The following is a 12,733-nucleotide window of genomic DNA, read 5'->3' on the forward strand; positions in this document are numbered from 1 at the left end:
CTAAACCGCAGCGAAGAATGGCAAGGCCAGGTACAGCTTGATCACGATGACGTTAACGATATCGATGAAGAACGCTCCTACCATCGGCACCACCAGAAACGCGATTTGCGAAGGCCCATAGCGCTGCGTCACCGCTTGCATGTTGGCAATGGCCGTAGGCGTGGCACCCAGCCCAAAGCCGCAATGTCCCGCAGCGAGCACGGCGGCATCATAGTTGCTGCCCATCACCCGGAACGTTACGAAAATCGCGAACAGCGCCATGACCAGCGCCTGCACGGCCAGAATGATGAAGATCGGCAATGCCAACGCCGCCAGATCCCAAAGCTTCAGCGACATCAGCGCGATCGCCAGAAACAGCGAGAGGCTGACATTGCCGAGCACGGAAACTTCACGTTCGAACACCTGATACAAGCCAAGTGCTGACAGACTGTTGCGCAACACCACACCTACAAACAGCACGCAAACAAACGTCGGCAGTTCGAACGCAGTGCCATGCAGAACGCCATTCAGAAGGTTGCCAGCGAGCAGGCTGACGGCAATCAGCGCCAGCGTCTCGACGAACGAAAACGGCGTGATTGAGCGTTCCTTGTTTGGCTGTTCAAAACCTCTTGGCAGTCGCGGCGCTTGTTGCGGATTGCAACCCGGCACTTGCACGCGCTTGATCAGCAACCGGGCAACGGGCCCACCGATCAGACCACCCAGCACCAGACCGAACGTCGCTGAGGCCAGCGCCAGCTCTGAAGCCGACGCCAGGCCATATTTCTCGCTGAACACCGCGCCCCATGCCGCGCCAGTGCCGTGGCCGCCGGCCAGCGTGATCGAGCCCGTCAGCAAGCCCATCAAAGGGTCGAGCCCGAGCAGGGTTGCCAAGCCGATACCCATGGCATTTTGCACCACCAGCAAGCCAATGACCGCCAGCAGGAAGATACCGACTATGCGGCCGCCCTTCTTCAGACTGGCAAGGTCAGCACTCAAGCCAATGGTGGCAAAGAAAGCCAACATCAGGGGGGTTTGCAATGATGTATCGAAGCGCACTTCAATGTCGAAAGTGCGCAATATCAACAGGAGCACGGCAACCACCAGGCCACCCGCTACCGGTTCAGGAATATTGTAACTTCGCAGAAAGCCGACACGCGTAACAAGTCCGCGTCCGAGCAGCAGTACTAAAGAAGCGGCCACGAGCGTGCCGTAGAAATCGAGCTCAATCATGTGGATTATTCTTGGCTAAGTATTCACGAGGCGAGCGTTTACCTGGGCTCGACGGGTGAACCGGCTGATTTTCTCAACACTGATTACTGGGGAATTCAAGTGCCATCGATGGCTTGAACATATCGGAATGTTTCAACCGAAACATTACATCGGGCAACTTTAACAACCAGCTCGCGCCAATAACAAGAACGGGAATAAGCACTGGACCGATCAGTTGTGACCAAAGATGTAATAGAGGAACATCAGCAAATAAATGCCAAACCGCACATCGTTAACAGACTAGTCCTACAACAAAAACCAATTATTAAGTTGCACAAATAAAAATACCCCGATAAGTCGGGGTATTTTCATATTGTGATACAACAGACTTTCACTTGATCAATCGCCAGGTGAACGGATATCTGTATGGGAAACCTTCGTTGGCTTTGACCCCTGCAATGATCGTCAGGACCAGTGCGGCGATCGCCAACAAACCAAACAGGAAGAAACCAATGATCAGCAGCATGAGCAGGAAGCAGATCATTGAGGCTATCGCCACCGTGATCTGAAAATTCAGCGCCTCTTTGCCCTGTGCATCGATAAAAGGGTCTTTCTCGCGCTTCATCTGCCATAGAATCAACGGCCCGATCAGATTGCCGAACGGAATCCAGATCCCCAGCAAGGCGGACAGGTGACAGGACATTGCCCACTGGCGAACCTCCTGGCTCGGTTTGGGCAGCAAATCTTGCTCGTCACTCATCATGTCCTCCTTGTGGTCGAAAACCTCAGTCGGCCAGTGCAGCCTTCTGCAGTTCGAAGATCTCGGTCATGCCTTTCTTCGCCAGTTCCAGCATGGCGTTCAAGTCTTCAGGCTGGAACGGCGCGCCTTCAGCAGTGCCCTGCACTTCGATGAAACCGCCGGTGCTGGTCATCACTACGTTCAGGTCGGTTTCAGCAGCGGAATCTTCAAGATAGTCCAGATCCAGCACCGGCTCGCCCTGGTACATGCCCACCGAGACTGCACCGATCATCTGCTTGAGCGGGTCACCGCCTTTCAGGCCGCCGCGCTTCTTGATCACTTTCAGGGCATCGACCAGCGCAACCATGGCGCCGGTGATTGACGCGGTGCGAGTACCGCCATCGGCCTGGATCACGTCGCAATCGACATACAGGGTCACGTCGCCAAGCTTGGACATATCCAGCGCCGCGCGCAGGGAGCGGCCGATCAGACGCTGGATTTCGAGAGTACGACCGCCCTGCTTGCCACGGCTGGCCTCACGCTGGTTACGCTCGCCGGTGGCGCGCGGCAGCATGCCGTACTCGGCAGTCAACCAGCCCTGGCCCTGGCCTTTGAGGAAACGCGGCACGCCATTTTCGATGCTGACGGTGCAGATGACTTTGGTATCACCGAATTCGACCAGTACGGATCCCTCGGCGTGTTTGGTGTAGTTGCGGGTGATGCGGATCGAGCGGAGCTGATCGGCAGCGCGACCACTTGGACGTTTCATAGGGATACCTGTACTGAGGACGGAAAACTGCCGAGCATTATAGAGCGCTGCACCGCGAGTGGGCACTGGTTAAAACCGCCGGCCGACGACCGAAGCCCCTCAAGCGCGCATAACCGACGGGCTGCAGCGCTTTGTCACACCGTGTGTTTGGGCGCATTCGCCGCACTGCGCTACAATCCTGCGCCTTTGCTGCCAGTCGGCTTAAATTCATTGAAATCGCGCCTGCGAAACAGCGTTTCGCGCCGATCTGCATTGCGAGGTCACCGCCATGGTGCACAGCATGACCGCCTTCGCCCGCGTCGAGAAAGCCGGCGTTCAGGGCACCCTGAGCTGGGAACTGCGCTCGGTCAACAGCCGCTATCTGGAACCGCACCTGCGCTTGCCCGAATCGTTTCGCGACCTCGAAGGCGCCGTGCGTGAAGCGCTGCGTCAGGGTCTGTCGCGGGGCAAACTGGAATGCACGCTGCGCTTCACCGAAGAAAGCACCGGCAAACCGCTGCAAGTGGACCGCGAACGCGCCGCACAACTGGTTGCCGCTGCGGAAACCGTGGCCGGGCTGATCAAGAATCCCGCCGCGCTGAATCCGCTGGAAGTGCTGGCCTGGCCCGGCGTGCTGGTGGCCGATGCGACCGACCCGCAAGCGCTGAACGCCGAAGCGCTGGCGCTGTTCAATCAGGGCTTGAAGGATCTTAAGGCTGGCCGCGAGCGCGAAGGCGCGGAGCTGGCTCGTCTGATCAACGACCGCCTGACCTCCATCGAAGAGGACGTGGTGACCCTGCGTGAACTGGTGCCGCAGATGCTCGCCACCCAGCGCCAGAAGGTCCTCGATCGCTTCGCCGACATGAAGGCCGAGCTCGACCCGCAGCGCCTGGAACAGGAAATGGTCATCCTCGCGCAAAAAAGCGACGTGGCCGAAGAACTGGATCGCCTGAGCACTCACATCATCGAAGTCCGCCGGGTGCTCAAGTCCGGTGGTGCCGCCGGGCGGCGTCTGGACTTCCTGATGCAGGAGCTCAACCGCGAAGCCAACACACTCGGCTCCAAAGCCTTCGACCCGCGCAGCACCCAGGCCGCCGTCAACCTCAAGGTGTTGATCGAGCAGATGCGCGAACAAGTGCAGAATATTGAGTAAGGCTACCCTGACATGACCCAACACACCGGCACCCTGTACATCATTTCCGCGCCATCGGGCGCGGGCAAGAGCAGTCTGGTCAAGGCGTTGACCGACGCCGACCCGGAGATCCGCGTTTCGGTCTCGCACACCACCCGCGCCATGCGCCCGGGCGAAGTGGATGGCGTGAACTACCATTTCGTGACCCGCGAAGAGTTCGTGAAGATGGGCGAGCACGGCGACTTTCTTGAACGCGCCGAGGTCTTCGGCAACTTCTACGGCACCTCGCAAAGCCGCCTGCAGCAGACGCTGGACGAAGGTCACGACCTGATTCTGGAAATCGACTGGCAAGGCGCCGAGCAAGTGCGCAAGCTGATGCCGCAAGCACGCTCGATCTTCATCCTGCCGCCATCGTTGCAAGCCCTGCACCAGCGCCTGACCAACCGCGGCCAGGACAGCGACGAGATCATCGACGGCCGCATGCGCGAAGCGGTCAGCGAGATGAGCCATTACGTCGATTACGATTACCTGATCATCAACGACGATTTCGCCCACGCGCTGGACGATCTGAAAGCGATTTTCCGCGCCAATCAGCTGCAACAGAAACGCCAGCAAGTGCGTTTCGGCAAATTGCTGGCTGAGTTGCTCGGCTAAAACAGCACTTCCCAAAATGCCTGCAAGCGCTTTACATTGGTGCTTGCAGCGCGTTGAAGGGTCTGGTCAAAAAATCAGCGCTTCCCTAATCGCTGGTGATTTTTTAAACTGCTCAGTCCGCTCGCCCAACCGGGCAGCGCGCATATTGCATTCGCTCCGAGGAATACCATGGCCCGCGTAACCGTTGAAGACTGCCTAGAACACGTGGAAAACCGCTTTGAGCTGGTCATGCTCTCTACCAAGCGTGCCCGTCAACTGGCCACCGGCGGCAAAGAGCCATTGGTGCAGTGGGAAAACGACAAGCCGACCGTTGTCGCGCTGCGTGAAATTGCTGAAGGCCTGATGAGCTACGAGTTCATCGCCGAGCAGGAAATCGTCCAGGATGAACCGCTGTTCGCAGCGTTCGAGGACGAGTCGAACGAGGCCGTCTAAGCCTATGCCTGGTCGACGTAGCACGGCGCGGGGTCACAGCTTTCGGCAGGAATCATCATGCCGAGCATAGACGCCCTCGCCGATCGCTTATCGACCTACCTCGGCAACGACCAGGTCAACCTGGTCCGCCGAGCGTATTTCTACGCCGAACAAGCCCATGACGGTCAACGCCGTCGCAGCGGCGAGGCGTATGTCACGCATCCTCTTGCCGTGGCCAATATTCTTGCCGACATGCACATGGACCATCAGAGCCTGATGGCCGCGATGCTGCATGACGTGATCGAAGACACCGGTATCGCCAAGGAAGCGCTGCAAGCGCAGTTTGGTGAAACCGTGGCCGAACTGGTCGACGGGGTCAGCAAACTGACCCAGATGAATTTCGAGACCAAGGCCGAAGCGCAGGCGGAAAACTTCCAGAAAATGGCCATGGCCATGGCGCGCGACATCCGGGTGATCCTGGTCAAGCTCGCCGACCGCCTGCACAACATGCGCACGCTGGAAGTGCTGTCCGGCGAAAAACGCCGGCGTATCGCCAAGGAAACCCTCGAGATCTACGCACCCATCGCCAACCGGCTGGGCATGCACGCGATCCGCATCGAATTCGAAGACCTCGGCTTCAAGGCCATGCACCCGATGCGTTCCGCGCGGATCTACCAGGCGGTCAAACGCGCCCGGGGCAACCGCAAGGAAATCGTCAACAAGATCGAAGAATCCCTCGGTCACTGCCTCGCCATCGACGGCATCCAGGGCGAAGTCAGCGGTCGCCAGAAACACCTCTACGGCATCTACAAGAAAATGCGCGGCAAGCGTCGGGCCTTCAACGAAATCATGGACGTTTACGCGTTCCGGATCATCGTCGACAAGGTCGATACCTGCTACCGCGTATTGGGTGCTGTGCATAATTTGTACAAACCGTTGCCAGGGCGCTTCAAGGATTACATCGCGATCCCCAAGGCCAACGGCTATCAGTCGCTGCACACCACGTTGTTCGGCATGCACGGTGTACCGATCGAGATCCAGATCCGCACCCGCGAAATGGAAGAAATGGCCAACAACGGCATCGCCGCCCATTGGCTGTACAAATCCAGCGGCGACGAGCAGCCCAAAGGCACGCACGCCCGCGCTCGCCAGTGGGTCAAAGGCGTGCTGGAAATGCAGCAACGCGCCGGCAACTCGCTGGAATTCATCGAAAGCGTGAAGATCGACCTGTTCCCGGACGAGGTCTACGTGTTCACGCCCAAAGGCCGGATCATGGAGCTGCCAAAAGGCTCCACGGCGGTCGACTTTGCCTACGCAGTGCACACCGATGTCGGCAACAGCTGCATCGCCTGCCGGATCAATCGTCGTCTCGCGCCGCTGTCCGAACCGCTGCAAAGCGGCTCCACGGTCGAGATCGTCAGCGCTCCCGGCGCCCGGCCGAACCCGGCATGGCTCAACTTCGTCGTTACCGGCAAGGCGCGTACGCACATTCGTCATGCGCTGAAGCTACAACGCCGCTCCGAGTCCATCAGTCTTGGCGAACGCCTGCTGAACAAGGTCCTCAACGGTTTCGACAGCTCCCTGGAGAAGATCCCGGCAGAGCGCGTCAAAGCAATGCTTACCGAGTACCGCCTCGAACTGATCGAAGACCTGCTCGAAGACATCGGCCTGGGCAACCGCATGGCCTATGTCGTTGCCCGTCGCCTGCTCGGCGAAGGTGAGCAGCTGCCGAGCCCGGAAGGTCCGCTGGCGATTCGCGGTACCGAAGGCCTGGTGCTCAGCTACGCCAAATGCTGCACGCCGATCCCGGGCGACCCGATTGTCGGGCACCTGTCGGCGGGCAAAGGCATGGTCGTGCACCTGGATAACTGCCGCAACATCAGCGAAATCAGGCACAACCCGGAAAAATGCATCCAGCTCTCGTGGGCCAAGGATGTCACCGGCGAATTCAACGTCGAGCTGCGCGTCGAGCTGGAACACCAGCGTGGCCTGATCGCCCTGCTGGCCAGCAGCGTCAACGCGGCCGACGGCAATATCGAGAAAATCAGCATGGACGAACGCGATGGTCGCATCAGCGTCGTGCAGTTGGTGGTCAGCGTCCACGACCGTGTGCACCTGGCCCGCGTGATCAAGAAACTGCGCGCCTTGACCGGGGTGATCCGCATCACCCGCATGCGCGCATAACCTGCCCATTACAAGGAGTCCTACATGACCAAAACCGTCATCACCAGCGACAAGGCCCCGGCCGCCATCGGTACTTACTCCCAGGCGATCAAGGCAGGCAACACCGTGTACATGTCGGGCCAGATTCCTCTGGACCCAAAAACCATGGAACTGGTTGAGGGCTTCGAAGCCCAGACCGTCCAGGTCTTCGAGAACCTCAAAGCCGTGGCCGAAGCTGCCGGCGGTTCGTTCAAGGACATCGTCAAACTGAACATCTTCCTCACCGACCTGAGCCACTTCGCCAAGGTCAACGAGATCATGGGCAAGTACTTCGACCAGCCATACCCTGCCCGCGCCGCCATTGGCGTGGCCGCCCTGCCGAAGGGTGCGCAGGTTGAAATGGATGCCATTCTGGTCATCGAGTGATGCGCACGGCGCGGCCTTCACGCCGCGCCGACTGCCGCAAGAAAAGGTTTTGAAAGGATTTCACCATGCGCAAAGCGCTAGCTCTCTCGCTGCTCGCCCTGTTTCTCGGCGGCTGCGCCAGCGACCCTGCCGACCGTGACATCAGCGGCACCTGGATCAACCAGGTGGCGATCGATGCCGCCGCCAAGGGCGGTCCCCTGCGTGAAGCGCTGCAGGCTTACGGCCCGAATCTGGAGTGGGACGTCAACACCAAGGCCGGCCAGGCCCGCTATACCAACGGTTTTGAGAACGTCGAAGGACGGCTGCTGGGCGAAGAGTCCGGCGCCTGGAAAGTCGATTTCTACGGCAGCTCCGCCAGCGAACTGAAACGCGATGGCGGGCGCCTGCAGCAAGCTGCCAGCGACAACGAACCCGAACAAGTCTTCGATCGCGCACAGATCCCCGTGCCGGAAGGCGCGCCAATCGGTGCCAGCTTCGAACGCGCGCTCTACTCAGCATACCTGGGCGGCAACTGGACCATCGCCAGCGGCCAGGGTGAAGGCGGCACCGTGCAGTTCCAGGCCGACGGCCAGGTGACCGGCCTGCCGGGCGTTGACCGTTATGCCTTGTGTCTGGCCGGCGATTGCGCGTCCATGAGCAATGGCAACGACAGCATGTGGCTGCAACTCAATGGCCAGGGCAATAACTGGATCTTTGTGCGCAAGGGCAAGGAGCTGGAGATTCTGCAGGCAGTCAATGCTGCGCTGGCAGATGAGCAACCGCAGTTTGCCGCGGGTGAGCGCAAGTGGTTGCTGGAAAAACAGTAACCTGCTTCCGAAACCTCAGAAGATCAAATGTGGGAGCGAGCCTGCTCGCGAACGCGGTGGGTCAGTCAAACTGATAATGACTGACATACCGCATTCGCGAGCAGGCTCGCTCCCACAGTGGTTTTTGTGTTGCTGAAAATTCAGCACTTACCTTCAAGAATCGCTGCGTAGCCTTCACGATAGCTGGGATACTTCGGCACCCACCCCAACGCTTTCGCCCGCGCATTGCTGCAACGCTTGCTGCCGGTGCGCCGCACACTGGCGTCGTCCGCCCATTCAGTCACACCCAGATATTCGCGCAACCAGCCCACCACCTCGGCCAATGGCGCTGGCGCGTCATCCACACCGATATAGAGCTCGTCCAGCTTGACGCCCTCGCGGTCTTTTTCCAGCAAGAACGCCAGCAGCCCCGCTGCATCATCGGCATGAATACGATTGCCATACAGCGGTGGCTCCGTAGCCACGCGATAGCCGCGACGCACCTGAGTCAGCAGCCACTCGCGGCCCGGGCCGTAAATGCCGGTCAGCCGCAGCACACTTGCCGGGATGCCGCTATTGAGCGCGACCTGCTCGGCTTCGAGCATCAAGCGACCTGAATAACCGGCCGCGACCGTCTCGGAGGTCTCATCCACCCATGCTCCGTCCTGCTGCCCGTACACGCTGCTGCTGGACACGAAGATCAGCCTCTCGGGCACTTGCCCATAGTCACCCAGCCAGCTCAGCACATTCTGCAAACCCTGCACGTAGGCCTTGCGATAGCCCTCTTCGTCGTGATCGGTGGCCGCGGCGCAATACACCAGATAGTCGACAGCGCCTATCGGCCAGGTCGCCGGGCACTCTTCGCTGAACAGGTCGCCGGCGACGCCGATGACACCCTCCGGCAGCTTGGAAACGTCGCGGCGCAGGCCATGAACCTGCCAGCCAGCCGCCAGCAATTGCGTGGCCAGACGACTGCCGACATCACCACAACCGGCAATCAAAAGAGAAGGCGCGGACATCAGAAAACTCCCATCAGAAAGGCACAGACTAGCTCTGGCACAGGACGAACGGCTAGCAATGAAGGAAAAAAAGTTACTCTATTACTTTTGTTAACAAGAATTACTTGCAATAATGCACGCCACTTTTGTTCTCGGCCTCACGAGGCCTGGAAGAGCAACAACGTTTTTCTATCTCAGGTCCGGCCAGCATGACACGTAATCAAACTCCCGCTTCGCCAACCACTCGACCTCGCGCCTGGAGCGCCGTCGCGGCTCTGTTGCTCAGCCTGATGCTGGCACCGACCGCCGCCTTCGCCGACGCTCAAGCACCCGCCACCCCAGCCGCCACCGAGCAGAGCGCACCCGCTGCCGCTCCGGCTGCACCAGCCGCCACCGATCCGGTGCAGGCTGTCGACGCCGCCGACGCACCTGAAGCCCTCGAAGCCGACAACACCTTGGGCATGGCCCACGACCTTTCGCCGTGGGGTATGTACCAGAACGCCGACATCATCGTGAAAATCGTGATGATCGGTCTGGCCATCGCTTCGATCATCACCTGGACTATCTGGATCGCCAAAGGCTTCGAGCTGATGGGCGCCAAGCGTCGTCTGCGTGGCGAAATCGCTGCACTGAAAAAAGCCACCACCCTTAAAGAAGCAAGCGCCACGGCCGGCAAGGAAGGCACCCTCGCCAACCTGCTGGTGCACGACGCGCTCGAAGAGATGCGCCTGTCGGTCAACAGCCGCGAGAAAGAAGGCATCAAGGAACGCGTCAGCTTCCGCCTTGAGCGCCTCGTTGCTGCCTGCGGTCGCAACATGAGCAGCGGCACCGGCGTCCTCGCCACCATCGGTTCCACCGCACCGTTCGTAGGTCTGTTCGGTACCGTGTGGGGCATCATGAACTCCTTCATCGGCATCGCCAAAACCCAGACGACCAACCTTGCAGTTGTCGCACCGGGCATCGCTGAAGCGCTGCTGGCCACTGCACTGGGTCTGGTTGCGGCGATTCCTGCGGTGGTGATCTACAACGTCTTCGCCCGTTCCATCGCCGGTTACAAGGCACAGGTCTCCGATGCCTCGGCAGAAGTCCTGTTGCTGGTCAGCCGCGATCTCGACCACCAGCCTGAGCGCAGCTCGCAGCCGCACATGGTTAAAGTGGGGTAATCGGCCATGGGCCTGCATTTGAAAGAAGGCGCAGACGACGATCTGGCCGAGAACCACGAAATCAACGTCACGCCGTTCATCGACGTGATGCTGGTGCTGTTGATCATCTTCATGGTGGCCGCGCCGTTGGCCACTGTGGACATCAAAGTCGACCTGCCGGCCTCGACCGCCAAACCGGCGCCGCGGCCAGAGAAACCGGTGTTCCTCAGTGTGAAAGCTGACCAGCGCCTGTTCCTCGGCGACGATGAAGTGAAAGCCGAAACCCTCGGCGCTACCCTCGACGCCAAGACCCAGGGCAAGAAAGACACCACCATCTTCTTCCAGGCCGACAAAGGCGTGGATTACGGCGACCTGATGAGCGTGATGGACAGCCTGCGCGCCGCCGGTTACCTGAAGGTCGGTCTGGTCGGACTTGAGACGGCAGCCAAGAAATGATCACGACGCGCCATAAGCTGACGCGTTACAGCGGTAGCCTGGCCGTGGTGCTGGGCGTGCACGCGCTGACCATCGCGCTGGCGCTGAACTGGACCGCCCGCCCGCCCATCGAATTGCCGCCGCAGGCAATGATGGTCGAGCTGGCCCCGTTGCCTGCCCCGCCACCGCCGGCTCCGCCGAAAGTCGTCACACCGCCGCAGCCACCGGCTCCGGTGGAAGAATTGCCGATTCCGAAACTGGCTGAAGCACCGAAAGCGGAAATCGCGGTACCGAAACCCAAGCCGAAGCCCAAGCCAAAACCGCCGAAGCCGGTCGAGAAAAAGCTGCCAGAGCCGCCGAAGGAAAAACCTTCCGAGGAGAAACCGGCCGATACCCAGCCGACCCAGGCACCGACGGAGAAATCCGCCCAGCCTGCACCAGGTCCGTCGCCGGCTCAGTTGGCGGCCAAGGCCAGTTGGCAAGGCACTCTGCTCGCGCATCTGCAGAAGTACAAGAAGTACCCGCAGAGTGCGCAGTCGCGGGGCAAGGAAGGCTTGAATCGTCTGCGTTTCGTGGTCGATGGCGAAGGTAATGTGCTGTCGTTCGAACTGGTGGGCCGCTCTGGCAACGCTGATCTGGACCGGGCCACCCTGGACATGATCCGCCGCGCGCAACCGCTGCCCAAGCCGCCGGCCGACATGCTCAACAACGGCTCGATCGAAATTGTTGCGCCGTTTGTTTATTCGCTGGAACGCCGCCGCTAAGCAACACCGCAATACCTGTGGGAGCTGGCTTGCCAGCTCCCACAAGGTTCTCCGCCAGCCGAGAGAACCAAGCCAAGAGGCACCGAAAGGTGCCTTTTGCATATCTGCCAGCGGCAAACCGACCTCGACCGGTGTCGCACTCAGCCCGCAGTCTGATAACGTGCGTCTATCGATTGCAGCCGGTATGCTTGGCGCGCATCTTCATGGACGCTTGCTATGACCCTCACAGAATTACGCTACATCGTTACCCTCGCCCAAGAGCAGCATTTCGGCCATGCCGCCGAGCGTTGCCACGTCAGTCAGCCGACGCTGTCGGTGGGCGTGAAAAAACTTGAAGACGAACTCGGTGTGCTGATTTTCGAGCGCAGCAAAAGCGCCGTGCGCCTGACCCCGGTCGGCGAGGGCATCGTCGCCCAGGCGCAGAAAGTCCTCGAACAAGCCCAGGGCATCCGTGAACTGGCCCAGGCCGGCAAGAACCAGCTGACCGCACCGCTGAAAGTCGGCGCCATCTACACCGTCGGCCCGTACCTGTTCCCGCATCTGATTCCACAACTGCACCGGGTCGCCCCGCAGATGCCGTTGTACATCGAAGAAAACTTTACCCACGTGCTGCGCGACAAACTGCGCAACGGCGAGCTCGACGCGATCATCATCGCCCTGCCGTTCAATGAAGCCGACGTGCTGACCCTGCCGCTTTACGACGAGCCGTTCTACGTGCTCATGCCGGCCCAGCATCCGTGGACCAAGAAAGAATCCATCGACGCCGGCCTGCTCAACGACAAGAGCCTGCTGCTGCTCGGTGAAGGTCACTGTTTCCGCGATCAGGTGCTCGAAGCCTGCCCGACCCTGACCAAGGGCAATGACGGCGCCAAGCACACCACGGTGGAATCCAGCTCGCTGGAAACCATTCGCCACATGGTCGCGTCCGGCCTGGGCATCTCGATCCTGCCGCTGTCGGCGGTGGACAGCCATCACTACGCCCCCGGCGTGATTGAAGTGCGCCCACTGACCGCGCCGGTGCCATTCCGCACCGTAGCGATCGCCTGGCGCGCGAGCTTCCCACGGCCGAAAGCCATCGAGATCCTCGCCGACTCCATTCGCCTGTGCTCGGTGGCCAAGCCAGCGGCGCCGGTCACGGCCGGTTAAGC

14 protein-coding genes are annotated in these 12,733 nt (G+C 60.2%); 10 read left to right on the plus strand and 4 right to left on the minus strand.

What is annotated here, in order from left to right; translation table 11 throughout:
• The 3 genes from gltS to rph form a co-directional block, all read right to left on the minus strand.
• Entirely contained in the window at positions 1-1,209 is a 1,209-nt protein-coding gene (gltS, locus tag AB4N73_RS20995) for a sodium/glutamate symporter (RefSeq protein ID WP_056791569.1), read from the minus strand.
• A 370-nt stretch (positions 1,210-1,579) separates the two neighbouring features.
• Complete coding sequence (locus tag AB4N73_RS21000) at positions 1,580-1,948, minus strand: DUF4870 domain-containing protein (protein WP_460142502.1); 369 nt, start codon at positions 1,946-1,948, stop codon at positions 1,580-1,582.
• 25 nt (positions 1,949-1,973) lie between these two features.
• Positions 1,974-2,696, minus strand: a complete 723-nt coding sequence (rph, locus tag AB4N73_RS21005; RefSeq protein ID WP_460142503.1) for a ribonuclease PH — start codon at positions 2,694-2,696, stop codon at positions 1,974-1,976.
• Between the two features lie 268 nt (positions 2,697-2,964).
• Here rph and AB4N73_RS21010 point away from each other — a divergent pair, with 268 nt between their 5' ends.
• The 6 genes from AB4N73_RS21010 (at position 2,965) to AB4N73_RS21035 (ending at position 8,267) form a co-directional block, all read left to right on the plus strand.
• A complete protein-coding gene (locus tag AB4N73_RS21010) occupies positions 2,965-3,828 on the plus strand; it encodes a YicC/YloC family endoribonuclease (protein WP_016770639.1) in 864 nt (287 codons plus the stop codon).
• 12 nt (positions 3,829-3,840) lie between these two features.
• Positions 3,841-4,461: a guanylate kinase gene (gmk, locus tag AB4N73_RS21015; protein ID WP_039757364.1), complete on the plus strand. Its 621-nt coding sequence runs from the start codon at positions 3,841-3,843 to the stop codon at positions 4,459-4,461.
• Positions 4,462-4,629: 168 nt separating this feature from the next.
• Positions 4,630-4,893, plus strand: a complete 264-nt coding sequence (gene rpoZ, locus AB4N73_RS21020) for a DNA-directed RNA polymerase subunit omega (RefSeq protein ID WP_008030604.1) — start codon at positions 4,630-4,632, stop codon at positions 4,891-4,893.
• Positions 4,894-4,950: 57 nt separating this feature from the next.
• Positions 4,951-7,056: a bifunctional GTP diphosphokinase/guanosine-3',5'-bis pyrophosphate 3'-pyrophosphohydrolase gene (gene spoT / locus AB4N73_RS21025; RefSeq protein ID WP_007920338.1), complete on the plus strand. Its 2,106-nt coding sequence runs from the start codon at positions 4,951-4,953 to the stop codon at positions 7,054-7,056.
• Between the two features lie 24 nt (positions 7,057-7,080).
• Positions 7,081-7,461 (plus strand): RidA family protein, encoded by a 381-nt coding sequence (locus AB4N73_RS21030; RefSeq protein WP_014340863.1) that lies wholly within the window; start codon positions 7,081-7,083, stop codon positions 7,459-7,461.
• Positions 7,462-7,526: 65 nt separating this feature from the next.
• A complete protein-coding gene (locus tag AB4N73_RS21035; RefSeq protein ID WP_024014801.1) occupies positions 7,527-8,267 on the plus strand; it encodes a hypothetical protein in 741 nt (246 codons plus the stop codon).
• Positions 8,268-8,407: 140 nt separating this feature from the next.
• Here AB4N73_RS21035 and AB4N73_RS21040 read toward each other — a convergent pair whose 3' ends face one another.
• Entirely contained in the window at positions 8,408-9,265 is an 858-nt protein-coding gene (locus AB4N73_RS21040; protein WP_457264916.1) for an SDR family oxidoreductase, read from the minus strand.
• Positions 9,266-9,453: 188 nt separating this feature from the next.
• Between AB4N73_RS21040 and exbB the strand changes: the two genes are divergently transcribed.
• The 4 genes from exbB to AB4N73_RS21060 all read left to right on the plus strand — a co-directional run bounded on the left by exbB (position 9,454) and on the right by AB4N73_RS21060 (position 12,731).
• Positions 9,454-10,407 carry a tonB-system energizer ExbB gene (exbB, locus tag AB4N73_RS21045; protein ID WP_041476629.1) on the plus strand — a complete coding sequence of 318 codons (954 nt, stop codon included), beginning with the start codon at positions 9,454-9,456 and terminating at the stop codon, positions 10,405-10,407.
• A 6-nt stretch (positions 10,408-10,413) separates the two neighbouring features.
• A complete protein-coding gene (exbD, locus tag AB4N73_RS21050; protein WP_016772535.1) occupies positions 10,414-10,842 on the plus strand; it encodes a TonB system transport protein ExbD in 429 nt (142 codons plus the stop codon).
• Positions 10,839-11,585 (plus strand): TonB family protein, encoded by a 747-nt coding sequence (locus AB4N73_RS21055; protein ID WP_460142504.1) that lies wholly within the window; start codon positions 10,839-10,841, stop codon positions 11,583-11,585. The genes exbD and AB4N73_RS21055 overlap by 4 nt, the downstream gene beginning before the upstream one ends.
• A gap of 216 nt (positions 11,586-11,801) precedes the next feature.
• Positions 11,802-12,731: a hydrogen peroxide-inducible genes activator gene (locus AB4N73_RS21060; RefSeq protein ID WP_024014805.1), complete on the plus strand. Its 930-nt coding sequence runs from the start codon at positions 11,802-11,804 to the stop codon at positions 12,729-12,731.
• The last annotated feature ends 2 nt before the right edge of the window (positions 12,732-12,733 follow it).

The organism is Pseudomonas sp. S3_B08 (assembly GCF_054667725.1).

Bases quoted from the DNA above. Each gene is read 5' to 3' on its own strand.
- rph (WP_460142503.1), bottom strand. From the start codon at position 2,696: ATGAAACGTCCAAGTGGTCGCGCTGCCGATCAGCTCCGCTCGATCCGC.
- AB4N73_RS21060 (WP_024014805.1), top strand. From the start codon at position 11,802: ATGACCCTCACAGAATTACGCTACATCGTTACCCTCGCCCAAGAGCAG.
- spoT (WP_007920338.1), top strand. From the start codon at position 4,951: ATGCCGAGCATAGACGCCCTCGCCGATCGCTTATCGACCTACCTCGGC.
- AB4N73_RS21040 (WP_457264916.1), bottom strand. From the start codon at position 9,265: ATGTCCGCGCCTTCTCTTTTGATTGCCGGTTGTGGTGATGTCGGCAGT.
- AB4N73_RS21010 (WP_016770639.1), top strand. From the start codon at position 2,965: ATGGTGCACAGCATGACCGCCTTCGCCCGCGTCGAGAAAGCCGGCGTT.
- rpoZ (WP_008030604.1), top strand. From the start codon at position 4,630: ATGGCCCGCGTAACCGTTGAAGACTGCCTAGAACACGTGGAAAACCGC.
- AB4N73_RS21030 (WP_014340863.1), top strand. From the start codon at position 7,081: ATGACCAAAACCGTCATCACCAGCGACAAGGCCCCGGCCGCCATCGGT.
- gltS (WP_056791569.1), bottom strand. From the start codon at position 1,209: ATGATTGAGCTCGATTTCTACGGCACGCTCGTGGCCGCTTCTTTAGTA.
- exbB (WP_041476629.1), top strand. From the start codon at position 9,454: ATGACACGTAATCAAACTCCCGCTTCGCCAACCACTCGACCTCGCGCC.
- AB4N73_RS21055 (WP_460142504.1), top strand. From the start codon at position 10,839: ATGATCACGACGCGCCATAAGCTGACGCGTTACAGCGGTAGCCTGGCC.
- AB4N73_RS21000 (WP_460142502.1), bottom strand. From the start codon at position 1,948: ATGAGTGACGAGCAAGATTTGCTGCCCAAACCGAGCCAGGAGGTTCGC.
- gmk (WP_039757364.1), top strand. From the start codon at position 3,841: ATGACCCAACACACCGGCACCCTGTACATCATTTCCGCGCCATCGGGC.
- exbD (WP_016772535.1), top strand. From the start codon at position 10,414: ATGGGCCTGCATTTGAAAGAAGGCGCAGACGACGATCTGGCCGAGAAC.
- AB4N73_RS21035 (WP_024014801.1), top strand. From the start codon at position 7,527: ATGCGCAAAGCGCTAGCTCTCTCGCTGCTCGCCCTGTTTCTCGGCGGC.